Origin of the sequence: Subtercola sp. PAMC28395 (genome assembly GCF_018889995.1) — a bacterium.
In the GTDB taxonomy this organism is placed as follows: Bacteria; Actinomycetota; Actinomycetes; order Actinomycetales; family Microbacteriaceae; genus Subtercola.
This window is the reverse complement of sequence record NZ_CP076547.1, coordinates 2,355,153-2,380,518: the sequence shown is the minus strand read 5'-3', so window position 1 is coordinate 2,380,518 and position 25,366 is coordinate 2,355,153. Positions and strand designations below refer to the sequence as shown.

24 protein-coding genes and 1 tRNA gene are annotated in these 25,366 nt (G+C 65.2%); 17 read left to right on the top strand and 8 right to left on the bottom strand.

What is annotated here, in order from left to right; genetic code table 11:
• Positions 1–6 precede the first annotated feature (6 nt).
• Positions 7–990 (top strand): alpha/beta fold hydrolase, encoded by a 984-nt coding sequence (locus tag KPL76_RS11005; RefSeq protein ID WP_216333354.1) that lies wholly within the window; start codon positions 7–9, stop codon positions 988–990.
• A complete protein-coding gene (locus KPL76_RS11000; protein ID WP_216333352.1) occupies positions 987–2,096 on the top strand; it encodes a glycosyltransferase family 1 protein in 1,110 nt (369 codons plus the stop codon). The genes KPL76_RS11005 and KPL76_RS11000 overlap by 4 nt, the downstream gene beginning before the upstream one ends.
• Here the strand turns inward: KPL76_RS11000 and KPL76_RS10995 are convergent.
• Positions 2,023–2,646 carry a histidine phosphatase family protein gene (locus tag KPL76_RS10995; protein WP_216333350.1) on the bottom strand — a complete coding sequence of 208 codons (624 nt, stop codon included), beginning with the start codon at positions 2,644–2,646 and terminating at the stop codon, positions 2,023–2,025. The genes KPL76_RS11000 and KPL76_RS10995 overlap by 74 nt on opposite strands.
• Before the next feature lie 166 nt (positions 2,647–2,812).
• The gene (locus KPL76_RS10990; RefSeq protein WP_216333348.1) at positions 2,813–3,727 is read right to left on the bottom strand and encodes a Sir2 family NAD-dependent protein deacetylase; all 915 of its coding nucleotides are present in this window, start codon (positions 3,725–3,727) and stop codon (positions 2,813–2,815) included.
• A gap of 90 nt (positions 3,728–3,817) precedes the next feature.
• Between KPL76_RS10990 and KPL76_RS10985 the strand changes: the two genes are divergently transcribed.
• Positions 3,818–4,615, top strand: a complete 798-nt coding sequence (locus KPL76_RS10985; RefSeq protein ID WP_216333339.1) for an RNA methyltransferase — start codon at positions 3,818–3,820, stop codon at positions 4,613–4,615.
• Positions 4,616–4,743: 128 nt separating this feature from the next.
• On the opposite strand, the gene KPL76_RS10980 is transcribed toward KPL76_RS10985, so the two are convergent.
• A complete protein-coding gene (locus KPL76_RS10980) occupies positions 4,744–5,571 on the bottom strand; it encodes an SGNH/GDSL hydrolase family protein (protein WP_216333337.1) in 828 nt (275 codons plus the stop codon).
• Between the two features lie 164 nt (positions 5,572–5,735).
• Entirely contained in the window at positions 5,736–7,412 is a 1,677-nt protein-coding gene (locus KPL76_RS10975) for a DNA-3-methyladenine glycosylase 2 (RefSeq protein ID WP_256438713.1), read from the bottom strand.
• Between the two features lie 96 nt (positions 7,413–7,508).
• Here KPL76_RS10975 and KPL76_RS10970 point away from each other — a divergent pair, with 96 nt between their 5' ends.
• Both KPL76_RS10970 and KPL76_RS10965 read left to right on the top strand, forming a co-directional pair.
• Positions 7,509–9,332: a DEAD/DEAH box helicase gene (locus tag KPL76_RS10970; RefSeq protein WP_216333335.1), complete on the top strand. Its 1,824-nt coding sequence runs from the start codon at positions 7,509–7,511 to the stop codon at positions 9,330–9,332.
• 82 nt (positions 9,333–9,414) lie between these two features.
• A complete protein-coding gene (locus KPL76_RS10965) occupies positions 9,415–10,392 on the top strand; it encodes an aldo/keto reductase (RefSeq protein ID WP_216333333.1) in 978 nt (325 codons plus the stop codon).
• A 20-nt stretch (positions 10,393–10,412) separates the two neighbouring features.
• On the opposite strand, the gene KPL76_RS10960 is transcribed toward KPL76_RS10965, so the two are convergent.
• The 3 genes from KPL76_RS10960 to KPL76_RS10950 all read right to left on the bottom strand — a co-directional run bounded on the left by KPL76_RS10960 (position 10,413) and on the right by KPL76_RS10950 (position 11,584).
• Positions 10,413–10,871 carry a nitroreductase family deazaflavin-dependent oxidoreductase gene (locus tag KPL76_RS10960; RefSeq protein ID WP_216333331.1) on the bottom strand — a complete coding sequence of 153 codons (459 nt, stop codon included), beginning with the start codon at positions 10,869–10,871 and terminating at the stop codon, positions 10,413–10,415.
• 175 nt (positions 10,872–11,046) lie between these two features.
• Positions 11,047–11,250 (bottom strand): cold-shock protein, encoded by a 204-nt coding sequence (locus tag KPL76_RS10955; protein ID WP_104243768.1) that lies wholly within the window; start codon positions 11,248–11,250, stop codon positions 11,047–11,049.
• Positions 11,251–11,499: 249 nt separating this feature from the next.
• Positions 11,500–11,584 (bottom strand) — tRNA-Leu (locus tag KPL76_RS10950).
• Positions 11,585–11,694: 110 nt separating this feature from the next.
• Here KPL76_RS10950 and KPL76_RS10945 point away from each other — a divergent pair.
• From KPL76_RS10945 to mshC, 3 genes are all read left to right on the top strand, one after another.
• Positions 11,695–13,005 (top strand): M20/M25/M40 family metallo-hydrolase, encoded by a 1,311-nt coding sequence (locus KPL76_RS10945; protein ID WP_216333329.1) that lies wholly within the window; start codon positions 11,695–11,697, stop codon positions 13,003–13,005.
• 144 nt (positions 13,006–13,149) lie between these two features.
• On the top strand, positions 13,150–14,004 hold the full coding sequence (locus KPL76_RS10940; protein ID WP_216333327.1) for an undecaprenyl-diphosphate phosphatase: 855 nt from the start codon (positions 13,150–13,152) through the stop codon (positions 14,002–14,004).
• Positions 14,005–14,034: 30 nt separating this feature from the next.
• The gene (gene mshC, locus KPL76_RS10935) at positions 14,035–15,306 is read left to right on the top strand and encodes a cysteine--1-D-myo-inosityl 2-amino-2-deoxy-alpha-D-glucopyranoside ligase (RefSeq protein ID WP_216333325.1); all 1,272 of its coding nucleotides are present in this window, start codon (positions 14,035–14,037) and stop codon (positions 15,304–15,306) included.
• A gap of 59 nt (positions 15,307–15,365) precedes the next feature.
• Here the strand turns inward: mshC and KPL76_RS10930 are convergent, their stop codons facing one another.
• A complete protein-coding gene (locus KPL76_RS10930; RefSeq protein ID WP_253202013.1) occupies positions 15,366–16,322 on the bottom strand; it encodes a PAC2 family protein in 957 nt (318 codons plus the stop codon).
• A gap of 117 nt (positions 16,323–16,439) precedes the next feature.
• On the opposite strand from KPL76_RS10930, the gene KPL76_RS10925 reads away from it, so the two are divergent.
• The 9 genes from KPL76_RS10925 to KPL76_RS10885 all read left to right on the top strand — a co-directional run bounded on the left by KPL76_RS10925 (position 16,440) and on the right by KPL76_RS10885 (position 25,364).
• Positions 16,440–17,183, top strand: coding sequence for an HAD family phosphatase (locus KPL76_RS10925; RefSeq protein ID WP_216333323.1), 744 nt, complete (start codon positions 16,440–16,442; stop codon positions 17,181–17,183).
• Positions 17,180–18,250, top strand: coding sequence for a tRNA (adenine-N1)-methyltransferase (locus tag KPL76_RS10920; protein ID WP_216333321.1), 1,071 nt, complete (start codon positions 17,180–17,182; stop codon positions 18,248–18,250). The genes KPL76_RS10925 and KPL76_RS10920 overlap by 4 nt, the downstream gene beginning before the upstream one ends.
• Positions 18,251–18,286: 36 nt before the next feature.
• Positions 18,287–19,282, top strand: a complete 996-nt coding sequence (locus tag KPL76_RS10915) for an FKBP-type peptidyl-prolyl cis-trans isomerase (RefSeq protein WP_216333319.1) — start codon at positions 18,287–18,289, stop codon at positions 19,280–19,282.
• Positions 19,283–19,386: 104 nt separating this feature from the next.
• Positions 19,387–20,430 carry a YafY family protein gene (locus KPL76_RS10910; RefSeq protein ID WP_216333317.1) on the top strand — a complete coding sequence of 348 codons (1,044 nt, stop codon included), beginning with the start codon at positions 19,387–19,389 and terminating at the stop codon, positions 20,428–20,430.
• Positions 20,411–21,412 carry a YafY family protein gene (locus tag KPL76_RS10905; RefSeq protein WP_216333315.1) on the top strand — a complete coding sequence of 334 codons (1,002 nt, stop codon included), beginning with the start codon at positions 20,411–20,413 and terminating at the stop codon, positions 21,410–21,412. Before KPL76_RS10910 ends, KPL76_RS10905 begins: the two co-directional genes overlap by 20 nt.
• 35 nt (positions 21,413–21,447) lie before the next feature.
• Positions 21,448–21,795: a hypothetical protein gene (locus tag KPL76_RS10900; RefSeq protein WP_216333313.1), complete on the top strand. Its 348-nt coding sequence runs from the start codon at positions 21,448–21,450 to the stop codon at positions 21,793–21,795.
• Entirely contained in the window at positions 21,785–22,057 is a 273-nt protein-coding gene (gene tatA / locus KPL76_RS10895) for a Sec-independent protein translocase subunit TatA (protein WP_216333311.1), read from the top strand. The genes KPL76_RS10900 and tatA overlap by 11 nt, the downstream gene beginning before the upstream one ends.
• 20 nt (positions 22,058–22,077) lie before the next feature.
• The gene (gene tatC, locus KPL76_RS10890; RefSeq protein ID WP_371733894.1) at positions 22,078–22,890 is read left to right on the top strand and encodes a twin-arginine translocase subunit TatC; all 813 of its coding nucleotides are present in this window, start codon (positions 22,078–22,080) and stop codon (positions 22,888–22,890) included.
• Positions 22,890–25,364 (top strand): RNA helicase, encoded by a 2,475-nt coding sequence (locus tag KPL76_RS10885; protein ID WP_216333309.1) that lies wholly within the window; start codon positions 22,890–22,892, stop codon positions 25,362–25,364. Before tatC ends, KPL76_RS10885 begins: the two co-directional genes overlap by 1 nt.
• The last annotated feature ends 2 nt before the right edge of the window (positions 25,365–25,366 follow it).

Sequence of the window (25,366 nt, the reverse complement as noted above, 5' to 3'; positions counted from 1 at the left end):
CCCACGATGATTCCGCCCTCGCCCTACGCCACCCAGCTCGCCGCCCTCGCACTCGCACGCCGCTCGATCGAAGTCGCCGGCGGCACGACAGAGCTCTGGATCTACGGGCCAGAGTCAGCCGAGACGACCATCGTGATGGTGCACGGCTTCCGCGGCGACCACCACGGCCTCGAGCCGATCGCCGCGCAGCTCCCTGACCACAGGGTGGTGCTCGCCGACCTCCCGGGATTCGGAATCTCCACGCCCCTGGGGCGCGCCCACGACATCCACGGCTACTCAGCGTGGCTGCGCGAGCTCGTGCCGGCACTCGGACTCACCGGGCACGTCGTGATCCTCGGCCACTCCTTCGGCTCGATCATCGTCGCCGCAGCACTCGCAGACGGATTGGCCGCAGACGACGTCGTACTGGTGAACCCGATCGCCGCGCCGGCCCTCTCGGGGCCCCGTGGCATCCTGACCCGGCTTGCCGTCTTCTACTACAAGGTCGGCGCCTGGTTGCCCGAGAGACCCGGCTTCTGGTGGCTGCGGCTCGGGGCCGTGACGCGCATCATGAGCGTCACGATGGCCAAGACCCGCAACCCCACGCTTCGCCAGTGGATTCACAGCCAGCACGACCAGTTCTTCGGGGCCTTCTCGAATCGCGATGTCGTACTGCAGGCCTTTGAGGCATCGGTCAGCAACGACGTCTCCGAGTTCGCAGCCCAGATCGCCCCACCCACCCTCCTCATCGCTGCGGCCGACGATGACATCACGCCTGTTGCCGCACAGCGCCGGCTCGTCGAGCTGATTCCGGATGCCCGGCTCGTCGTGCTCCCCGGTGTCGGTCACCTCGTGCACTACGAGATGCCGGCAGAGGCCGCCGAGGCGATCGAGTCTTTTCTGGGTGCGGCCGACAGCACCACGAAGGTCAACGCCGTGCGCGAAGAATCTGAGATCGGCGGCTCCGAAGAGCGCGAGCCCGAAAACGCCTCAGGAGACACCGCCTCGTGAAGGTCGTCTTCGACTGCCGGTATACCCGCATCGGCCGGCACGACGGCATCAGCCGGTATACGGCGGGCCTCGTGACGGCGTTGGCCGAGCTGCACCCGGTCACGATGCTCATCAGCGACGAACGCCAGCTCGACATGCTTCCCGACCTGCCCTGGGAGAAGATCAGCGCACCGACGAGCCCCCGGGAACCGCTGGTTGCCCTGCAGGTGAATGCCCTGCACCCCGACGTCGTCTTCACTCCGATGCAGACGATGGGCACCTTCGGTCGCGCCTACCCGCTGGCGCTCACCGTGCACGACCTGATCTACTATTCGAACCCCACGCCACCCCGGGAGTTCGGATGGCCACTGCGGGCGCTCTGGCGCCTGTATCACCTCTCGTGGTGGCCCCAGCGCTGGCTTCTCAACCGGGCCGATGCAGTGGTGACGGTGTCGGAGACGACGAAACAGCTGGTGGAGGAGCATCGGCTCACGACGAGACCGATCGTGGTGGTCAGGAACGCTGCCGACGCGCTGGACGAGACCGACGAGGGCGTGGGGGTTTCGACAGACTCCGCCGGCGATGCCGCCCAGCCCCGAGCGAAGTCGCTCGTGTACATGGGCTCGTTCATGCCGTACAAGAACGTCGAGACGCTCGTGAAGGGCATGACGCTGCTCCCCGACTACGAGCTGCATCTGATGAGCTCGGTGCGTGACGCCGACCGGCAACGCCTCATCGCGCTGGCACCCTCAGCCAATCTCGTCTTTCACAACGGAGCCAGCGACAGCGAGTACGCAGCGGAGATCGATCGCGCAACCGCGCTGGTGAGTGCATCGCTCGAAGAGGGCTTCGGTATTCCGCTCGTGGAGTCGATGAGCCGGGGAACACCGGTCGTCGTCAGTGACATTCCGGTCTTTCGCGAGATCGGGGGAGAGGCGACACTCTACTTCGCACCGCGTGATGCCATCGCCTTCGCCCGGGCAGTGGTTCGGCTCGAAGACCCCGCCGAATGGACGTCCCGCTCCGACGCCTCCCGGAGCCAGGCGAAGCGATTCAGCTGGGGTTCGTCAGCTGAGGCGCTGCTTGTTCTGCTTCAAGGGCTAGCTCATTCACCGGTTCGCCGTTGAACTCATCGAGGCGCAGCACGCCTCCCAGGTAGCTGAAGTAGTGGATCGACCCGTTGGGGATACGCTCATCAGGCCTGGGGCGCCCGCCACCCGTTGCGAATCGAACGAGCGCACTGATGACGCCGCCGTGGCAGACGACTATCACCGACTGCCCTGGCCGTGCTTCGGCGATCTCGATCAATGCAGCGTGCACACGTGTACGAACCTCGGCGTGGGTCTCACGGCCCGGCACGAACGTCAGGCCGGGGAACCGCTCGTGCAACTCGACGGAATCCAGCCCCTCCGCCTCGCCGTAGTGGCGTTCGACCAGGCCAGGAACAATCTGCGGCTCACCGAGGTCCAGGGAGTCCGCGATGATCTGCGCTGTCTCGACCGCCCGCCCCAGCGGGCTGGTGAGGATCGCGTCCCACGAATCGCGACCCAGCACGAGTGCCGTCCTGGCCGCTTCAGCCCGGCCCGTGGCGTTCAGAGGGATGTCGGTGCTGCCCTGGATCCGCTTGGCGAGATTCCAGTCCGTCTGACCGTGACGCACGAGTGCAAGATGGGTCATGAAGCGTTTCGGGTGAGCAAGCGGTGAACCTCCGAGCAGTTCGGCAACAGACAAGACCAGCATAGGTCGGAGTCGTCGCAACCGGAACACTCCGGGAGCGAGAAGGCCCAGAAAGTCAGCGAAGCGTCGGTAGCAGTCGGCAGCGAAAAGCACTCGCCGATGACGACTACGGCAGCAGTCGTTCGGCCAGCGCCGTCAACGTCTCTGTCGTGCCCGCATCGAGTTTGATCGTGGCGCGCGAGTCTCCCTTGGTCACCCCGCGATTGATGATGACCACCGGCAGCTTCTTGCGCCGGGCCTGCTCAAGCAGGCGAATTCCCGAATTGACGACCAGCGACGACCCGGCGATGACGAGGGCTTCGGATGATCGCAGCAGGTCACTCGCTTCGCCGAAGCGCTCCTTCGGAATGAACTCGCCGAAGAACACCACGTCGGGCTTGAGCGTACCCCTGCACACCGTGCACGCCGGCACGATGAACTCGGCCCAGTTGTGCACGTCGGCGTCGCCATCGGGGTTCACCGTGACAGCATCGGGCTCGGTGATCCACGGGTTCGCCGAATCGATCTGCTCCGCGACGCTCGCCCTTGCGTACATCTGCCCGCAACGCAGGCAACGTACGCGATCCATCGAGCCGTGCAGGTCGACGACCCGGTTCGACCCGGCCCTCACGTGCAGACCGTCGACGTTCTGGGTGATCACCCCGGAGACGATGCCCGCATTCTCCATGTCGGCGAGAATGGCGTGGCCGGCGTTCGGCCGTGCCGCGTCGAACAGCTTCCAGCCGAGGTGGCTGCCGGCCCAGTACCGCTTTCGGTAGTCACCGTTCGAGAGGAACTGGTCGAACGTCATGGGGTTGCGCTTGGGGGCACCCTGGCCGCGATAGTCGGGGATGCCCGAATCGGTGCTCACCCCGGCCCCGGTGAGCACGACCAGGCGCCGGCCGCGCAGAAGGGTGGCAACATCATCCAGTTGCCCACCGTCTGCCGCAACGCCGCTGTCGTTCGACACGGCGGTGTCGCTCGCACCAGGGGTGGCCTCGATCACCGCCGAGGGGCCGCGTTCTGACTCCACGAGTGCCATGAACGCACCTCCCTAGGCTTCGAACTCTGTCTTGAGTCTAGACAGCCCAGTTTTCGTAAATGTTTCGCGCGACTGGCAGAGTGATGTTCTGTGCCCGTAATTCAGATCGACGACCTCAGCGACCCCGCCCTCTCGGACTACTCCGGCCTCACCGATGTCGCCCTGCGGCGCATCAGCGAACCAGAGGGCGGCCTCTACATCGCCGAGTCCGCCAAGGTGATCGAACGGGCACTCTCGGCCGGCCATGTGCCGAGATCGGTGTTGTGCGAGGCGAAGTGGGTCGACAGCATCCGCCCTCTGGTCGCCGATCACGTACCGATCTTTGTGGGGGAGTCGGCCCTGCTCGAAAGCCTCACCGGATTCAACCTTCACAGGGGCGCCCTCGCCTCGATGCATCGGCCGGTCTTGCCCAGCGTGGCTTCACTGCTGCAGGATGCCCGGCGGGTCGTGATCCTCGAAGACATCGTCGACCACACCAACGTCGGGGCGATCTTCCGTTCGGTGGCCGGGCTCGGGGCCGACGCGGTCCTCATCACGCCCCGGTGCGCAGACCCGCTCTACCGCAGAAGCGTGCGCGTCTCGATGGGAACGGTGCTGCAGGTGCCGTGGACCCGGCTGCCGGAGTGGGAGCTCGCCGCGCCGATGCTGCACGACGCCGGGTTCACGATCGCGGCGCTGGCACTGAGTGACGACGCCGTGACGCTCGACGAGTTCGCCGTGGAGCCGCCCGAACGCGTGGCGATCGTGTTCGGCACCGAGGGTGACGGGCTCAGCCGCGCCGCGCTGAGCGTTGCGGACACCGTTGTGACGATTCCGATGCTGCACGGCGTCGACTCGCTCAACGTGGCCTCGGCGAGCGCGGTCGCCCTCTGGGCCCTGCGCGTCTGACCACAGCCGCAGCGCCGTGCGCGCGGATGGACGAAACTCAGGCGGGCAGACTCGGCCAATCGCTTCGGTTCAGGTCGGTTCAGTTCAGTTCGGATCAGGTTCGACCGCCTTCGACGAGTAGTGAATCGCTAGTCGGCCACCACCGGCACTGCAGCCTCGGCGAGAGGGGTCGGCAGTTCGTAGAGCACCGGCACGGCATCCGGGCGCTTGGGGGAGAGGCCGTCACCCGAGGACTGGTGCCGTACCCGCCGCAGAACCCAGGGCATGAAGAACTCACGAGCCCACACGAGGTCGCCCGCCCTGGCCTGTCGCCAGCTGGCCGCCGGCAGCGGTTCGGGAGAGTGCGGCTTGAGGTCGTTGGGCACATTGAGCGTCGCGAGCACCATACGCGCGATCTCGTGGTGGCCGAAGGAGTTGGGGTGGAGCCGGTCGGGCGCCCACATCGTCGAATCCTGCACCGATGCAAGGCCCCACATGTCGGCCACGAGCAGGTCGTACCGCGCCGCGATCGAGCGGATGTTCTCGTTGTAGATCGCGACCTTGCCGCGGATTCCGCGGAAGACCGACTGGAACCCCACATCCATGCCGGTGAACACGACGATGGTCGCGCCGCTCTGCTTGAGTTCGGCGATGCCGGCGTCGAGCTGGGCCGCCACCACGTCGGGATCGGTGCCGGGGCGGATGATGTCGTTGCCACCGGCCGAGATGGTGATGAGGTCGGGCTTCAGTTCAAGGGCCGGCTCGACCTGTTCGTCGAGGATCTGGCGGATGAGACGCCCACGAATCGCGAGGTTCGCGTACGAGAGCTCACCGTTCGCCTGATCATTCAGAACCTCTGCGACCCGGTCGGCCCAGCCGCGATGCCCGCCGAGGCTCTTCGGTTCAGGGTCACCGATGCCTTCGGTGAACGAGTCTCCGAGGGCGACGTAACGACGCCACGGGTGAGGTTCGGTCATGGTCAACTCCTCTGGTGCAATTCGGTACTCCTTCAGACTACGACCCTGCCACGGGCATCCGGCATCCGGCAGCCACCCGACATCGGGATGAGCTCAGCCACAGCGCGCCCCCGACGTGCACACATGTGCAATTCTCCGCCCGTTCTCGCACACGCTCGCGCCCGTCACCCGGCCGCGGCTCGCCAGAGGTGCATGCCGAGGTAACTCCTCCAGGGTGAGACCCGCTCCGCCCATGCCCGCAGTTCACGCCTGCCAGAGGGTAGCCCGAGCTTCGCCGCACCCGCCCGCGCAGCCAGGTCACCGTCGAGCAGCACGTCGGGTGCCCCGAGTACGCGCATCGCGACGTACCCCGCGGTCCACTCACCGATCCCCGGCACGGCCGTCAATTGCTCGAGCAGTTGTGCGTGCGAGGTGCCGACGTCGAGCGAGATCTCGCCGCTCGCGAGCGCTTCGGCGGTGTGGATGATCGTGTCGACGCGCCGCGCAGGCCCCCGCAGCACTTCCCGGCCGTGCTCGGCGATCTGGGCCGCGGTCGGGAACAACCGGGTGATCGCCGCGTCGGAGCCGACCGTCACCGTGTCTCCCAGCTCAGTCGCGAGTCGCCCCAGCACGGTTCGTGCCGCCTTCACAGAGATCTGCTGGCCCACCAGGGCGCGAAAGACGACTTCGTGCGGGTCGGTGCTGCCGGGCATCCGGATGCCCGGCAGGGCTTTCACCCGGGCCCGGAGCTCTGGCACCTGGGACAGCACCTCGTCGATCGCCTGGGAGTCAGCGTCGAGGTCTAACAGTCGGCGGACCCGTGACGCGAGGGTCGACACATCGGCAAGGTTCTCGAGCTGGGCGGTGCAGACGACTCCGCCGCTGGAGTCGGTCACCGCGATGACGACCTGGCCGTGGGGGAGCAGCAGGCTGCGGCGGTAGGTGCCGTCACTGACGTCTTCGACTCCGGAGACCGCGCGGGCAGCGAGGAAGTCGATCACACCGGTGCCGTCGAACGGAGGCCGCGCAGGGAGGGTCAGCCTCACGCGCCCCGACGTGCAGTGCGCCGAGATGGCGTCGGAGGCAGGGGCGGCACGGGGCGCAGTGGTGGAGCTCTGCGCAGGGCCGGAACTGAGCGGGTGGGTGGGCCGAGGCACGGCGGCACAGGTGCCAGCAGAGGAAGGGTCAATGGTGGGAGCGGCAGTGTCGATGCTGGGAGCCGTGGCAGAGTCGACGCCGTGGCCGACGGGGGTGTCGGCTGCGGCCGCGACGGAGTGGCGTCGGCCTGCTCGGCCCTGCTCGCGCAACCGGCTGGGAGATGTCTCGTAGACCGCCAGAATTGTCTCGTTGAAGGCGCGAACGCTCGAGAAGCCGCTCGCGAACACCACCTGGGCGAGCGGCAGCTCGGTGCTCTGTAGAAGCACTCGCGCACTCTGGGCCCGGTGGGCTCTGGCCAGCGCCTGCGGGCCGGCGCCGAGCTCCGCGGTGAGTACTCTCGTCAGGTGCCGAGGGGTGTAGCCCACGCGCCTGGCAAGACCGTCGACCCCCTCGCGATCGACGACGCCATCGTCGATCAGGCGCATGACCCTGGCTGCGAGATCGTCGCGCAGGTTCCACTCGGGTGAACCAGGAACGGCGTCGGGGAGGCAGCGTTTGCAGGCCCGCAACCCCGCCTGGTGTGCGGCCGCTGCGGTCACGAAGAACGACACGTTCTGCGGGTGCGGAGTGCGGGCCGGGCAGCTGGGGCGACAGTAGATTCCGGTCGTGTGCACGCCCGTGATGAACTGCCCGTCGAACCGGCTGTCTTTCGCTTTCATTGCCCGGTATCGCTGATCGAAGAGGGCCGACGCTGCTGTGTTCACCTCACCATTCTGCGCGAGCCCGACACGCTTCACCAGCGGAAATCGGACATCGCTGGGCTGGGCGTGTCTGTCGTCGAGCGGGTAAGGTTCTGGCCAGTGACTACTCTGCCTCTCTCCTCCGGACACCCTGTCGGAACCAGCGCGGCCCAGCACCTCTCGCCGTCGTTCCCCGAGCGCGCCGCCTGGGGAACGGTCTCCAAACTCCGGGCCTGGCAGACAGAAGCACTCGACGCCTACTTCGTTCACGAACCGCGTGATTTTCTCGCGGCGGCGACCCCGGGAGCAGGCAAGACGACATTCGCACTGCGCCTCGCGGCCGAGCTCCTGGCGCGCAAGACCATTGATCGCGTGACCGTGGTCGCCCCGACCGAGCACCTGAAGAAACAGTGGGCAGACGCGGCCGATCGGGTGGGCATCCGACTCGACCCGACCTTCAAGAACGCCCACGGCCGCCACGGCAGGCACTATCACGGTGTCGCCGTCACCTACGCACAGGTGGCCGTGCGCGCCGAGCTGCATCGCGACCTGACGCTCTCTGGCCGAACCCTCGTCATTCTCGACGAGGTGCACCACGGCGGCGATGCTCTCAGCTGGGGTGACGCCATCCGTGAGGCGTTCGAGCCCGCGACCCGACGGCTCTCGCTCACCGGCACACCGTTCCGCTCCGACACGGCTCCCATCCCGTTCGTGAGCTACCTGCCCGACGAGCACGGCATCCGGGTATCGCAGACCGACTACAACTACGGTTACGGGCGGGCACTGCTCGACGGCGTGGTTCGCCCGGTGCTCTTCATGGTCTACGCCGGCCACATGCGCTGGCGCTCGAGTGTGGGCGATGAGATGGAGGCCCGGCTCGGCGAGGGCAACACGAAAGACATCACCTCCCAGGCGTGGCGCACGGCACTCGACCCGAAGGGTGACTGGATCCCGTCGGTGCTCAGGGCCGCCGACCGCCGGCTCACCGAGGTGCGACAGTCGATTCCGGATGCCGGGGGCCTCGTCATTGCGACAGACCACTATGCCGCCCGGGCCTACGCCGAGTTGCTCGAGGGCCTGTCTGGCCAGCCCGTGACGATCGTGCTCTCGGATGAGAAGGAGGCCAGCGACCGCATCGACGAGTTCTCGAACTCGACCAGGCGCTGGATGGTCGCGGTGCGCATGGTGTCGGAGGGCGTCGACATTCCCCGACTCGCGGTGGGGGTGTACGCGACCTCTGCGGCGACCCCGCTCTACTTCGCCCAGGCCATCGGTCGTTTCGTGCGTGCGCGTCGCCGGGGTGAGTTGGCGTCGATCTTCCTGCCGAACGTGCCGTCGCTGATGGCACTGGCCGGCGCGATGGAGCTGGAGCGCGACCACGCCCTCGACCGGCGCGAGACCGGCGACCCGGCGATCGACCTCTTCCGGGTCGAAGAAGACATGATGGATGCCGCGAACCGGCAGGAGAAGGCCTCTGAGGCCCTCCAGCAGGAGTTCAGCTTCGAAGCGATCTCCTCGCACGCGACGTTCGACCGGGTGATGTACGAGAACACCGAGTTCGGGGCAGAAGCCATTGTCGGCAGTGACGAAGAACTCGATTTCATCGGAATCCCAGGTCTGCTCGAGCCCGACCAGGTGCGCGAACTGCTTCAACACCGTCAGCACCGACAGGCCAGGCGCAAGACAGAGCCCGGCTACGTCGCCCCGGTGGTGGAGAACCCCGATGCCGCACCGGCAGCACCCCTGTATCGCACGCTGAAGGAACAGCGGTCGCTGCTGAACAGCGTCGTCGGCATCTGGTCGAAGACCTCTGGCGAACCGCACGGACTCATCCACGCTGAGCTCCGGCGGGTCTGCGGTGGGCCGGCTGTGGCGCAGGCGAGTGTGACGCAATTACAGTCCCGAATAGCTCTAGTTCGCAAATGGATGAGGGGAACCTTGTGACGCAGCGCGGTGCCTGACCAGTAGGCCTTGCACTGCTGAACATTTCATCTTTCTTACTTAAGTATTCTCGAAGGGAATGAGTATGAAATATCTCAAACTGGGTAACAGCGGCCTCGAGGTGTCGGCGATCACGCTCGGCTGCATGAGTTACGGCGAGGCGCAGCGCGGCAACCACGAGTGGACTCTCGACGAAGAGACCAGCCGCCCCTTCATCAAGCAGGCCCTCGAAGCGGGTATCACCACCTTCGACACGGCCAACGTCTATTCCGACGGCACCAGCGAGGAGATCGTCGGCCGAGCCCTCGCCGACTTCGCCACACGCGAAGACGTCGTCATCGCGACGAAGGTCCACGGCCCGATGCGCCCGGGGCCCAACGGTCGCGGGTTGTCCCGCGTGCACATCATGAACCAGATCGACGCGAGCCTGCGCCGGCTCGGAACGGACTACGTCGACCTCTACCAGATCCACCGCTGGGACCCGGGCGTGCCCATCGAGGAGACGATGGAGGCGCTGCACGACGTGGTGAAGGCCGGCAAGGCGCGCTACATCGGTGCATCATCCATGTTCGCCTGGCAGTTCGCCAACGCGCAGTACACGGCCGACCTCGGCGGATGGACGCGCTTCGTCTCGATGCAGGATCACTACAACCTGATCCAGCGTGAAGAAGAACGCGAGATGCACCCGTTCTGCCTAGACCAGGGTGTCGGCGTGCTGCCGTGGAGCCCCCTGGCGCGCGGCCGCTTGACCCGACCGTGGGGAGAGTCGACGTTCCGCGACGACACCGACAACGTGAGCGCGCGAGTCTATGAAGGCACCGAAGACAACGACCGTCAGGTCTCGGATGCTGTCGGTGAGGTAGCGGCGAACCTCGGGGTCTCCCGCGCACAGGTCGCCCTCGCCTGGGTGCGCCAGCAGCCAGCCGTGACCTCACCCATCGTCGGAGCCACGAAGCCGCATCACCTGGCCGACGCCGTCGCGTCCGTCGACCTGACGCTGTCGGCCGCCGAGCTCGAGACGCTGGCGGTGCCGTACGCCCCGCACACCCCCACCGGGTTCTGAGGAACCCACCCGGCTGAAGCTCAGGCGCGGTCGATGATGACGATCGGGATCTCGCGGTCGGTCTTCTCCTGGTAGTCGGCGTAGTCGGGGTAGATCTCCACCATCTTCTCCCAGAGCGCGGGCTTCTCATCTGCTGTGGCGGTGCGCGCGATGCCGGGGAAGGACTCGCCCTTGACCTGCAGGTGTACCTCGGGATGTGCTTCCAGGTTGAGATACCACACCGGATGCTTGGGCGCGCCGCCCAGCGACGCCACGATGATCTGCCGACCATCGTCTTCACCGAAGATGAGGCAGGTGCGTCGCCATTCACCGCTCTTGCGCCCCTTGGTGGTCAGCAGCAGCAACGGGGAGCCGTGCGCGAACGTCGGCTTCTCACCGTCGGTCGCCAGGTACTCGTCGATCTGGGCCTTCACCCACGGCTCACTGTTGTCAATGGGGCTCTCCGGGCTCGATCCCGGCTTCTCGCTCACGTCTACCATCCCCCCAGCGTAATCCCGATCCCCGACCTCACTCCCGAGTACGTCTCCGCCAAACGAAGAAAGCCCCGGCACAAGTGCCGGGGCTTTCTCTGGAGATATCTCCGAATTCAGAAGCGCGTGACGCTTCTAAATTCGAGCGAAGTTTGATTCGCTTCGCGAATCAAACCAGCCAATATTACAGGCTGCGGATGTTCTCAGCCTGGGGGCCCTTCGGGCCCTGGGTTACGTCGAACTCAACACGCTGGTTCTCGTCGAGCGACTTGTAGCCGTTCGAGGCGATTGCCGAGTAGTGAGCGAAAACGTCGGGGCTGCCATCTTCGGGGGCGATGAAGCCGAAGCCTTTTTCAGCGTTAAACCATTTGACGGTACCAATTGCCATGTTAAAACTCCTCCAGGAGCGTTCTATTCGGACCCGACTGCCGGATCCTGATAGCGCGGTGCCTGTCATCCATCTTTCAAGCGCAATGGGCAACGGGGCTTGGCCGCGAGCATTCAGAACTGCGAGGCACAGCAACTTCAGGTTTAACCCTACCCCAGCTTGACCAAAAAACAGAACGGGACCGCAGCATTACGCCACAATCCCGTTCTGTTCGCTCACTTTCGCGAGCTTTCACTGTCTCAACCAGTGTGTCCGAAAGGGGACTTGAACCCCTACGCCCATAACAGGCACTAGCACCTCAAGCTAGCGCGTCTACCATTTCCGCCACCCGGACAGGTGTGTGTTTCACCGCTGCAACACTCGCAGCGACAAGGTAAGACGATAGCACGAACGCAAGCGTCAGAAAACGCGAGCAGAGCCGACCACTGCCGGTAGCGTGAAGTCATGACGTCTTCGAGTGAAACCCGCATAGACCGAACGGCCCACCTCACCCGCGATCTGATCCGCTTCGACACCAGCAATTACGGTGATGGCAAGTCGAACGGAGAGACTGAGGCTGCCCACTATGTCGAGGCCGAACTCGAAGCTCTCGGGCTGAAACCTCAACTGTTCGACGCCGCTCCCGGCCGCACGAGCGTCGTCACCCGCATCGAGGGTGCGAACCCGGATGCTCCCGCCCTCGTCGTCCACGGCCACCTCGACGTTGTTCCCGCCATCGCTGAAGACTGGAGTGTCGACCCGTTCGGCGGCGAGATCCGCGACGGAATGATCTGGGGTCGCGGCGCCGTAGACATGAAGAACATGGATGCGATGATCCTCACGGCTCTCGGTGAGATCGTCGGAACCGGCCGGCAACCCGGCCGCGATCTGGTCGTGGCGTTCTTCGCGGACGAGGAGGCCGGGGGAGTGTATGGGTCGCACTATCTGGTGCGCGAGCATCCGGAGCTCTTCGAAGGCGCGACAGAGGCCATCAGTGAAGTGGGTGGGTACTCGATCGACCTCGACGGCCAGCGCGCCTACCTGGTGCAGACGGGCGAGAAGGCACTGATCTGGATCAGGCTCGTCGCCAGGGGCCGGGCCGGTCACGGATCGCAGATCAACTCGGAGAACGCGATCACCCGACTCGCCGGGGCCGTGGCACGCATCGGCAGCCAGGAGTGGCCTGTGCGGCTCACGAAGACGACGCGGCAGTTGCTCGACAGCGTCGCGCGCATACTCGGCAAGGACCCCCAGCGTGTCTCTGCCGAAGAACTCGCGATCGCAACCGGCACGGCCTCGCGGTTCATCTCGGCGACCCTGCGCGCGACGACGAACCCCACACTGCTGGACGGCGGGTACAAGGCGAACGTGATCCCCGACCGTGCGGAGGCGCTGATCGATGTGCGCGTGCTGCCGGGCGACGAGGTCGAAGTCATGGCCCGCATCCGCGAGCTCGCCGGCGAGCACGTCGACATCGAGATCGTTCACCAGGACGTCGGTCTCGAAACCGATTTCACGGGCCCGCTCGTCGACGAGATGGTCTCGAGCCTTCAGCGATTCGACCCGGGGGCGGAGGTTCTGCCGTACCTTCTGTCGGCCGGAACCGACAACAAGGCCCTCAGCCTGCTCGGCATCCGCGGGTTCGGATTCGCACCCCTGCAGTTGCCGGCCGACCTCGATTTTCCGGCGCTCTTCCATGGCGTTGACGAGCGCGTGCCGCTTGACGCACTAGTCTTTGGCTCAGATGTTCTGACGGATCTGTTGCTGCGGTACTGAGCCACAGCTCCGTTGACGTAGGCGCGAACGCGGCGGAATTCATCGCTCGCATGCCGCCCGAACACCTGTCTGATTCGGTGCCCATGGAGGCCACCACACCGTCGCAGCCGTGCCCATGGGGGTGCCACGACCGAAAGTGAAACCATGCAACTGCTTCAAGCGATCATCCTGGGCCTCGTCCAGGGGCTGACAGAGTTCCTGCCCATCTCCTCGAGCGCCCACATCAAGATCGTGGGCGAACTGATCGGCGTGGGCGGCGACCCTGGAGCTGCATTCACCGCGATCATCCAGCTCGGCACCGAGGCTGCGGTTCTCGTGTTCTTCTGGCGCGATGTGGTGCGCATCGTCTCGAAATGGTTCCAGGCCCTCATCGGCCGCATTCCGCGGAACGACCCTGACGCACGGATGGGCTGGCTGATCATCATCGGCAGTCTTCCGATCGTGATTCTCGGGGTGCTCTTCCAGAGCCAGATCGAAACCGTGCTCCGGTCGCTCTGGATCGTGGCATTCACACTGATCTTCTTCGGCATCCTCCTGGGTGTCGCCGACGCGGTGGGCGCAAAGAAGCGCCGGCTCAAAGACCTCACGTATCCGCACGGCGTGATCTACGGGTTCGCCCAGGCCCTCGCTCTGATCCCCGGCGTGTCACGCTCCGGTGGCACGATCACGGCCGGTCTGTTCATGGGCTACGAGCGTAAAGCGGCAGCGCGGTACTCGTTCCTCCTCGCCATGCCCGCGGTGTTCGGCAGCGGCTTCTTCCAGCTCTACAAGACGATCAAGGACCCCTGTGTGGCCGCAGCGTCCGGATGCACGCCCGAGATCTTCGGCGGAGTCGAAACCGGTGTTGCGACCATCGTCTCGTTCGTCGTCGGCCTCGTCGTCATCGCGTTCTTCATGAACTACATCTCGCGCCGGAGCTTCCTGCCTTTCGTGATCTACCGTCTCGCGCTCGGTGTTGTGCTGATTGTGCTGCTGGCCACGAACACGATCGCGGCGTAGGCGGCTCCACTGCAGAGCTAGGCTGGAGAGGTGCATTCCTGGCCTCGCCCTGACGTCCCTTCGCTTCGGGGCACGGGCCCCGTTCCTCACATCTTCAACCAGGCGAGCGGTACGGTCGACGAGGCGCGCGCGACTGACGGCGTCGCCGGGCTCTACGTCTGCGGCATCACTCCGTACGACGCGACCCACCTCGGCCACGCCTCGACCTACCTCGCGTTCGACACGCTGAACCGGCTCTGGCTCGACGCGGGGTACACCGTGAACTACGCGCAGAACGTCACCGACATCGACGACCCTCTGCTCGAACGGGCGACCGCGACCGGCGTCGACTGGCGTGAGCTCGCCGAGTCGCAGACAGACCTCTTTCGCGCCGATATGACGGCCCTGCGCGTCATTCCGCCGCAGAACTACGTCGCGGTGACCGACGTCATCGACGACATCGCCGCTGCGGCGGCAGAGCTGCTCGGTCTCGGTTTTGCCTACCAGGTCGAGACCCCGGATGCCCTGCACCCCGGTGCACGTGACCTGTACTTCGACTCGGAGCAGACCGCGCACGCGACGAGCTGGTTCCTGGGGCTCGAGAGCCGCTACGACCACTCCACCATGCTCGAACTCTTCGCCCAGCGCGGGGGAGACCCTGACCGGCCGGGCAAGCGGCACGTTCTCGACCCGCTGGTGTGGAGAGTCGCCCGAGCGGATGAACCGCAGTGGCCTGCGCCCGAGTCGATCGGCGCGGGTCGGCCCGGCTGGCACATCGAGTGTTCGGTCATCGCGGTGAAGCACCTCGGCCCAGACTTCGCCGTTCAGGGCGGTGGCAGCGACCTCATCTTTCCGCACCACGAATACAGTGCGGCTCATGCGACGGCGTTGACCGGGCAACCGTTTGCGAGCATCCATGCCCACAGTGGAATGGTCGCCTACCAGGGCGAGAAGATGAGCAAGTCGCTCGGTAACCTCGTGCTGGTGTCGAAGCTTCGGGAGTCGGGGGTCGACACCAGGGTCATCCGCCTGGCCCTGCTCGCGCACCACTACCGCAGTGACTGGGAATACACAGACGCCGACCTCGACCAGGCCGGGGCGCGCCTGGCCGCATACTCGGTGCCTACGGCCGCCGGCGAACCAGATCGCCCGAAAGACGAGAGGGCAGACGCTTTGGTCGCCGCCCTGCGCTCAGCCCTCAGAGACGATCTGGGAACCCCGGGCGCCCTCGCCCTGCTTGACGAGTACTTCGGCTCGGTCGACGAGACATCCGCGCTCGTCTTCGAGGCGATGGATGCCCTGCTGGGCATCCGCGTGCACTGAGGCACGGCTGCAGCGGGTTTCGATACGGCCTCGCGAAGCCTGGTCAACGAGGGATGACGTCAGTCGCGCGAGCGCCAGGGCTCGCCCGGCCCGCTGGCCGTCGGCCCGTCGCCGCCACGCTTGCGGAGGTAACGCTCGAATTCCTGAGCGATTGCCTCACCGCTCGCCTCCGGAGAGTCGACGGTGTCACGTGCCTGTTCGAGCTGCTGGATGTACGTGGCCATCTCCTCGTCTTCGCCGGCAAGCGCGTCGATGCCGGTCTGCCAGGCCACTGCCTCATCGACGAGGTCACCGCGCGGAATGGTCACGTCGATCAGTTCTTCGAGTTTTTCAATGAGAGCGAGCGTTGCTTTGGGTGACGGTGCATTGTGCACGTAGTGCGGCACAGATGCCCACATACTCACGGTCGGAATGCCGAGCTTCTCTGCCGCGTCGGCGATGACGCTCAGGATTCCCACCGGGCCCTCGTAAGCGCTTCGCTCGAGATCGAGCTCGGTCCTGACGGCCGCGTTCTCTGAGGTCGAATAGACGCTGATGGGGCGGGTGTGAGGCACATCGGCCAGCATCGCACCGAGGAAGACGATTCCGGTGACGTCTGCGGCGACCGCAACGTCGAGGACCATGGTGGTGAACTGCTTCCAGTTGCGCGAGGGTTCGGTGCCGATCAGAAGATAGACGTTGTCAGCACCAGCTTCTGTTTCGCTTTCGGCGTCTGGTTCACTATCGCCATTGGAACCGGATTCGGCGTCGGAATGGGTCTCGTCGGTACTGCCGGGGCCGAAGATCGAAGCGGAGGGCCAGACGAGAACGCGTTGGCCGTCGTCGTCGAACGTCGTGGTCGGCCTGTTGAACTGATAGTCGAAGTATTCTTCGGAGTCGATCTCGGCCAGGGACACGAGGTCGAGCTGGTCTTTCAGCATCTGAACAGCACCGGTCGCCGCCTCACCTGCATCGTTCCAGCCCTCGAATGCGACGACCATCAGCCGCCCGGTCAGGAATTCTTTGCTTTCTGCCACCGTGTGGAAAACCTCTACATCGTTGCCGCGCCTCAGGTGTGGGCGAGGGTTGCATCAAGGATAGGCCGCGAACCACCCTTCAGGGCCAGAACGCCGGGCACGGTAGGCTGGCATCCCGTGACTGCACAGAATCCCGCCGCCGTTCTCTGGGACATGGATGGCACCATCGTCGACACAGAACCCTATTGGATGAGCGCGCAGGCCGCCCTCATCGAAGCACACGGCGGTAGCTGGACGCACGAGGAGGCGCTGGACCTCGTCGGCTCAGGGCTGTGGCGCACGGCGCAGGCGATGCAGGCGCACGGCGTGAACATGTCAGAAGATGCAATCGTGTCGCTGCTGAGTGAGCGTGTCATGGAGCAGATCAGCGCCAGTGTGCCCTGGCGCCCCGGTGCGATGGAGCTTCTGAAGGCGCTGCGGGAGCAGGGCATCCGCACCGCGTTGGTGACGATGTCGATCGGCCGCATGGCCGAACACGTGCGCGCGTTCATCCCGTTCGATGCCTTCGATGTCGTGATCTCTGGCGACAGCGTGACGAATGCCAAACCCCACCCCGAGGCCTATCTGGCGGCCGCAGCCGCCCTCGGCGTCGCAGCCGAGGACTGCGTTGCCATCGAAGACTCCACGACCGGGGTGACTTCGGCTGCCGCCGCAGGCGTCGTGACCATCGGCGTTCCCCACTTTCTTCCGCTCGACGGCAGCCCTGCCCACGTTCTGTGGCCGACGCTCCTCGGCCGCGGACCCGGCGACATCGCCGAGGCCTTCGCCCAGCACCGCGAAACCGGTGCCCCAGCCCCTGAACTGAATCACCCCGCGCACCACAGAGAGACCCCTCCCATGACCCCTCGGTTCACCTCATGACCGCACAGTTCAGCGGCGAGTTCCGCGCCGGCGACCGCGTGCAGATCACCGGCCCGAAAGGCCGTTTGAACAGCATCACCCTCGAGCCAGGCGGAGTTTTCCACACCCACCGTGGATTCATCGACCACGACGCCCTCATCGGGCTGCCCGACGGTTCTGTCGTCGAGAATTCCGTCGGAGTCGAACACCTGGCCCTCCGTCCCCTGCTCACCGACTTCGTCATGGCCATGCCCCGCGGTGCAGCCATCATCTACCCCAAAGACGCAGCCCAGATCCTGGCACAGGCAGACGTCTTCCCCGGTGCGACCGTGGTCGAGGCAGGTGTCGGTTCCGGCGCACTGTCGCTGTGGCTGCTCAGAGCACTCGGGCCGACCGGGCGCCTTTCATCCTTCGAACGCCGCGAGGAATTCGCCACCATCGCCCGCGAGAACGTCGCTGGTTTCACCGGCTCGGACCCCGCCAACTGGAGCATCACCGTCGGCGACCTCACCGACGCGTTGCCCGAGATCCACGAAGACCACACCGTCGATCGCGTGATTCTCGACATGCTCGCTCCGTGGGAGTGCATCGAGGCCGTCGCTGCCGCCCTGAAGCCGGGGGGAGTCGTTCTCTGTTACGTCGCCACCGTCACCCAGCTCTCGCGCGTCACCGAGACCATCCGCAGCACCGGCCTCTTCACGAACCCCGATCCCAGCGAGACCATGGTGCGCACCTGGCACGTCGAAGGCCTCTCTGTCAGGCCGGACCACCGGATGATCGGCCACACCGGCTTCCTGGTCACTGCCCGGCGTCTCGCCCCCGGCTCCGTCCTACCCGAACTCAAGCGCCGCGCCTCGAAGTCCGACTTCTCCGACGACGATCTCGAAGCGTGGACACCGGGGGCTCTCGGCGAACGCGGCATCAGCCCCAAGTCACTGCGCAAACGGGTACGCCAGGCGAGCGCGAGCGGTGCCGCCGGGCGATTGCGTGCAGCGGCAGTCTCCGATGCCGATACAGCTCCCGATGCAGATGTTGCGGCCGCTGCCGGTGAAGCTGCAGGTTCAGCTTCAGGCGATCATTTAGACTGAGGCCGCTGAAGTTCGCCACAGCACACAGTCTTCGAAGTGAAAAGAGAATCCGTGCGTAAGTCCGTCGCGCTCATCGTGGCCGCAGGCCTGCTCGTCGCCGTTGCCGGTTGCAGCTCGTCTGGCAGTTCAGCTGCTTCCTGCACCCCACTGGCCAGCGCAGGGTCTGCATCGAATCTCGTCACGGCTACCGGCGAGTTCGACAAGGCACCGACGGTCACTTTCGGTACGCCTCTCGAGGCCGGTGCTGAGACCCAGCGCACGATCCTCACACAGGGAACCGGCGCAGTGCTGCAGAGTGACGGCGTCGTTTCAGGCGACTACACGCTGCTCAACGGCACCACCGGCGCCACGATCTCCAAGACGAAATACGACGGTTCGACCTTCTCCTCCTTCCCGATCGCATCCAGCGGGCTGGCAGGAATCCAGAAGGGCCTCGCCTGCGCCACCGTCGGCTCCCGCGTTGCGATCACCATGCCGCCGGCTGATGGATTCGGAGCCAACGGCAACGCCCAGGCTTCGGTCGGGCCGACCGACTCTCTCGTGATGGTGGTCGACATCACCAACGCCTACCCGGGCCGCGCCAATGGTGCCGTGCAGCCGGCCCAGGCAGGGTTCCCGAGCGTCGCACTCGGCCCAGACGGCCGCCCCGGGATCACGATTCCCTCCGGCCCGAAGCCGACGGAGTTGAAGACAGCAGTGCTCAAGAAGGGTGACGGTGCCGCCGTCGCAGACGGAGACCAGGTCATCGTGCAGTACACGGCTGTGATCTGGGCCGACACGAAGACCGTTGCGAAGTCGACCTGGCAAGACGGTGCCCCGACGGCTGTCAAGGCTTCTGCCACCGCCGATCTCGCGACGACCATCGTGCCCTCGCTGGTCGGCCAGACTGTCGGTTCGCAGTACATCACCCTCGTACCTCCCAGCGCCGGATACGGTGCGACCGGCTCGACAGACGGAACAATCCCGGCTGACTCGACCCTCGTCTACGTGGTCGACGTACTGGGCGTTCTGGCCGTCCCCGCCGCAAAGTAGCCGTCGCGACTTCTCCGCCGAACGCAGCCTGCACGCGCGCCACGCGGGCTGCGCTCAGGGCGCAATCGGCTGGCCCCGTGCATTCGCCCCTCTAAAATCAAGGTGTGGTCACAGAAAACGCAGGGGCGTCGCCCGTGCCCGTCGAAGAACGGCTCTTCAGCCTCGTTCTCGCGTTGCTGGCGTCTGAAGCCGGGCTGACCAAGAACGAGATCCTGTCGAGCGTGCAGGGGTACCGGCAGAAGTACGCCTTTGCTGGCGACAATTCCAGTCTCGAACGGCAGTTCGAACGCGACAAGGACGACATCCGGGAACTCGGTGTGCCCCTGGAGACGATCGAACCGCTGGATGAGCCCGGCAGCAACCACAACCTGCGGTACCGGATCCCCAAGGGCGACTACGACCTGCCGCCCGACATCTCGTTCTCCCCAGAAGAGATCACGCTGCTCAATCTGGCCGCGCTGGCCTGGCGTGAGGGCTCACTCTCTCGCGAATCACGGCACGCCCTGCTCAAATTGCGCTCGCTCGGCGTGGACTCCATCGAACCGGTTCTCGGCTACGCGCCACGGATCAGGACGCGTGAGGCCGCATTCGATCCGCTGACCGATGCGCTCGGCCGACGGGTGTTGGTGCGTTTCGCCTACCTCAAGCCTGGCGACCTCGCACCTCGTGAACGAACCGTGGCGCCGCTGGCACTCGTTCAGCACCAGGGCCGGTGGCACGTGCAGGGAATCGACCAGGACGTCGTGGAACCGCGAACCTTTCTGCTCTCGCGAATTGTGGGGCCGGTCACGCGCACCCGAATTCCGTTCCAGAGCGACGAGACTCACGCAGCCGAAACGGCCCTCGAACAACTGGATGCGATCTGGGAGGCCAACGTGGCAGTGGTGCGGGCTCGGGCCGATTCCGATGCTGAGACTCGACTGATGAAGCGGCGGGGGAGCACCCGGGTCTCACCGACAGAGTTGAGTCTGCACTTCACAGACCTGCACCTGCTCGCCGACGAACTCGCCGGATTCGGACCAGAGGTCCTTGTCGTTTCGCCGCCCGAGCTCCGACTTGCCGTGCGAAAGAGGCTGCAGCTCACCGTCGCGACCCACACGAATCGTCTACGAGAGGGAGGTGGCGATCGTGCAGAAGAAGTCGTCTGACCCGACGTCGTTCGTCCACGCCCAGGACAAGCTCGCCTTCCTCCTCGCTCTGGTGCCGTTCCTGCTGGATCACGAGCACGTCTCCGTCACCGACGTCGCGTCCCATTTCCAGGTCACTGAGGCCCAGGTACGCGAATCCGTTCGCCTGATCGCCGTGTCCGGAGTGCCGGGTGAGACCAGCCAGTACCAGCACGGAGACCTGTTCGACATCGCCTGGGACGACTTCGAGCTCCACGACGAGATCCGCATCACCCACCGGGTTGCTCTCGACGATTCGCCGCGGTTCTCCGCGAGGGAGGCTGCCGCCCTGATCGCGGGACTGCAATACCTGCAGGCGCTTCCGGAGACCCTCGACAGCACCGTGCACTCGTCGTTGATGGCGAAACTCTCACGGGGCGCCTCCGAAGCGCCGAGCCAGGTGGCAGTCGCCCGGTCGGAGGCCAATGAGACCCTGGGCGTCATCCAGTCAGCCGTCTCGGCACGTCGCCAGATCGAATTCGACTACGTGAACTCGCGAGGCGAACACGAACGTCGCCTCGTCGATCCGCTGCGCATCGACTCGAACAATGAGGACTGGTACCTGCGTGGCTGGTGCCACACCAGGCAGGGTGTGCGCACCTTCCGTCTTGACCGGATGCTCGGCCTCACCCAGACCGAGATCCCGAACACCTATCGCCCGGGCGACCTGGCCTTGCCAGACACACTCTTCGACGGGTCGGGGGAGACCCTCGGAGTGACCGTCGAGATCCACCCTGCCGCAGTCAGTCTGCTCGGTGAATACCTCGCCGATGGCGAACCCCAGGTCGAACAGGGCGCTCTGGTCAGGGCCACGGTGCGGGTCGCCCATGTGCACGGGCTCAAGCGTCTGGTGACCAGCTTGCCGGGCATCGTGAGGATCGTGGATCCCCCGGAGGCCAGGCAGGCGGTTCACGACTGGGCAGAAGAGGCGTTGCATGCCTATGGCGACGAGTTCATCGCCTGAGACGACAGTGCGGGCGCTACCTCTAAACTGAAGTCATGCCGTGGTACGCGTGGGTGATCATCTGGGTGCTTCTCGTGCTCGGGCTCCTCGGCATGCTCGCCTTCTTCGCCTTCCGGCTCTTCCGTAAAGCGATGACCGCCCTGGGCGAACTCGAGAAGCTCGGCGAACAGATCGCCCGCGTGCAGGACAACGTCGAACAGCTCTCGGTGTCCCCGAGCCAGAACGCTATTCTGGTGGGATACCCGGTCGTCTCCCGACAGCGGGACGCTCACAACCAGCTCAGGGACGACAAGAGGCAACTTCGGAGGCTGAATGCCCTCGAGAGGGGTAAACTCCTCATACGAACCGATTACAGGAATAGGACGTGGCCCCATGCTCGCTAATCTCCAGGGATGGCACCTGATCGTCATTCTCGCAATCGTGCTCCTTCTCTTCGGTGCACCGAAGCTTCCGGGCCTGGCACGCAGCGTCGGCCAGTCCATGCGAATCTTCAAGAGTGAAGTCAAGACGATGAAGAGTGACGATCCCGCAGCTGCCGCCGACCCGGCAACCGCCGCTTCGACCATCGCCGACCCGGCCCCTGTTGCAACCCCTGTCGACGTCACGGCTACGCCCGTTTCGACAGACGCAAAGCCCAACTCCTAGAAGACATCCTTCCCAGAGACGTGGCAATCGAGCCCAAGACTCGACAGAAGAAGGCCCCGAAAGACCGCGACGGCAGAATGTCGCTCGGCGCCCACCTCGTCGAGTTTCGCAAGCGCATGTTCCGGGCGCTGCTGGCCATCGCGGTCGGTGCCGTTCTCGGCTGGCTGATCTCCGACCAGATACTGGTTGCCCTGAGCACACCCGTCAGTGCCATCACCGACTCCCAGGGCCGGGCGGCTTCGCTCAACTTCACCGACGTCTCCCAGGCATTCGATCTCCGACTGCAGATCGCCATCACCGTCGGCATCGTCGTGTCGTCACCGATCTGGCTCTACCAGCTGTGGGCTTTCCTGGTACCCGGGCTCACCCGCAGAGAGAAGCAGTACGCCGTGGGGTTCGTACTCACCTCCGTTCCGCTCTTCCTCGCGGGGTGTGCGGCCGGGTGGTACGTCCTGCCCCACATGGTCTCGCTCCTTACCGGCTTCGCGCCGCAGGGCACGACAAGCCTGATCAGTGCCGGGGACTACTACTCCTTCGTTCTGAAACTCGTGGTCGCCATCGGAGTCGCGTTCGTGCTGCCCGTTCTGCTCGTGCTGCTGAACTTCGCAGGCATCCTGAGTTCGAAATCCATCCTGAAATCCTGGCGCATCGCCATCCTGGTGATCATTCTGTTCTGTGCGATCGCAACACCCTCCGCAGACGTGTTCTCGATGTTCCTGCTCGCCCTTCCGATGATCTTCCTGTTCTACAGCGCAGCCCTCATCGCCTGGATCCATGACCGCAGGGTGGCGAAACGCCAGCAGAAGTTCGACTCCGAACTGGTCGTGCCGTAGTGCCGGGAGCGCCGGTCGCCGGTGCTTCCGGGCCGCAGACACTCTCGCCAGCCGAACGGTACGCTCTCAGCAAGGCAAAGGTCGCTGGCCCCCTCGTCGATGATTTCCGGCAGGGACTGGGCTTCGACCTCGATCCCTTCCAGATCGAATCGTGCCGGTTGCTGGAGGCCGGGAACAGCGTGCTCGTCGCCGCGCCGACAGGCGCAGGCAAGACCATCGTGGCGGAGTTCGCCGTCTTCATGGCGATGAAACAGCGATCAGCGAAGGTCTTCTACACCGCGCCGATCAAGGCGCTCAGCAACCAGAAGTTCCAGGAATTCGTCACAGAATACGGTCCGGATGAAGTCGGGCTCCTGACGGGCGACACGAACATCAATCCACAGGCACGCATCGTGGTCATGACCACCGAGGTCCTGCGCAACATGCTCTACGCCGAATCAGATCTGCTCACGAACCTCGCCTTCGTCGTCATGGACGAGGTGCACTACCTCGCCGACCGGTTTCGGGGCGCCGTCTGGGAAGAGGTGATCATCCACCTGCCTGCCTCCGTGCGGCTCGTCTCGCTGAGTGCGACCGTGTCGAATGCCGAGGAGTTCGGAGACTGGCTCCAGGCGGTTCGCGGTGACACCGAGGTGATCGTGTCTGAGGAACGGCCGGTACCGCTCGATCAGCACATGCTCGTGCGCCACAAGCTGCTCGACCTGTTCGACGGCACCGGCGAAGCCACCTCGAGCAGGGTCAACCCCGAGCTGATGCGTATCGCCCGGTCGACCGGCGCACCGCAGTCTCGCAATAGGAATGACCGTCGGGGTCGCAGCGGCAATTCCGCACATCGCCCGCAGCACACCCAGGCACCCCGCATGGATCGCGCCGAACTGACCGATCTGCTCGACGAACACAACCTCCTGCCAGCGATCTTCTTCATCTTCAGCCGCGTCGGATGCGACCAGGCCGTGAAGCAGGTTCTCCGCGCGGGAGTCAGGCTCACGACGAATGAAGAGCGCGAGGAGATCCGCCACATCGTCGATGAACGGTGCCGCACTCTTCTCGACGAAGATCTTGCAGTGCTCGGCTACTGGGAGTGGCTCGAGGGCCTCGAGCGTGGAGTGGCCGCACATCACGCCGGCCTGCTTCCGGCGTTCAAGGAGGTCGTCGAGGAGCTCTTCCAGAAGAAGCTCGTGCGGGTCGTATTCGCCACAGAGACGCTGGCGCTCGGCATCAACATGCCGGCGCGCACCGTGGTGCTCGAGAGCCTCGAGAAGTACAACGGTGAGGCGCGCGTGCCCATCACTCCGGGGGAGTACACCCAGCTCACCGGGCGGGCTGGGCGAAGAGGCATCGACGTCGAAGGCCATTCGGTCATCCAGTGGCGTGATGGCGTCGACCCCCAGGCCGTAGCCTCGCTCGCCTCCCGGCGCACGTACCCGCTCAATTCGAGCTTTCGACCCACCTACAACATGGCCGTGAACCTCATCGACCAGTTCGGTCGGGCCCGCACGCGCGATTCGCTCGAGCTGTCGTTCGCGCAGTTCCAGGCCGACCGAGCGGTGGTCGACCTTGCACACAAGGTCAGGCAACACGAGGAGTCGCTCGCCGGCTACGAGAAGTCGATGACCTGCCATCTGGGTGACTTCGCCGGGTACGCCGCACTTCGGCGGGAGCTCAGCGACGTCGAGCGCTCGGGCGCGGGCAGGGCCGACACGCAGTCGAGGGCTGAACGCGACAGCCGCCAGAAGAAGATCACCGAGCTTCGCCGACGAATGAAGTCGCACCCGGTCTCGCACTGCCCCGACAGGGAGGGCCATGCCCGCTGGGCTGAGCGCTGGTACCGCCTGAAACGCGAGACCGACCAGCTCGTCGCCCAGATCAACAATCGAACGGGGGCCATTGCCAAGGTCTTCGACCGCATCTGCGAGGTGTTGCTGCAGCTGGAATACGTGCAGTCAGACCCGCAGGGCGAACTCACTCTCACGCCGACGGGCAAGACGCTGAAACGCATCTACGGCGAACGTGACCTTCTGGTGGCCGAGTGCATCCGCCGGGGGGTCTGGGCGAACCTCGACCCTGCAGGGCTCGCGGCGCTGGCGTGCTCGCTGATCTACGAACCCCGTCGCGATGAGAGCGACATGCCGGAGCGGTTTCTGCCACGCGGGCCCTTCCGGGGCGCGCTCGAGAAGACCCAGGAGTTGTGGGCCGATCTGCAGGAGCTCGAAGCCCACCATCGCCTTCCCGGCACGTCACCGATCTCCGTCGGGCTGGCCAAGCCCATGCACGAGTGGGCTCGCGGGGCCAGCCTCGATACCGTGCTCTTCGACGCCGACCTGGCCGCAGGAGACTTTGTACGATGGACCAAGCAGACCATCGATCTGCTCGATCAACTGCAGAATCTGTCAGACGCCAAGGTTGCGACCACGGCGAGACTGGCACTCGATCTGGTGAAGCGCGGCATCGTCGCGTACTCATCGGTAGCGTGAGG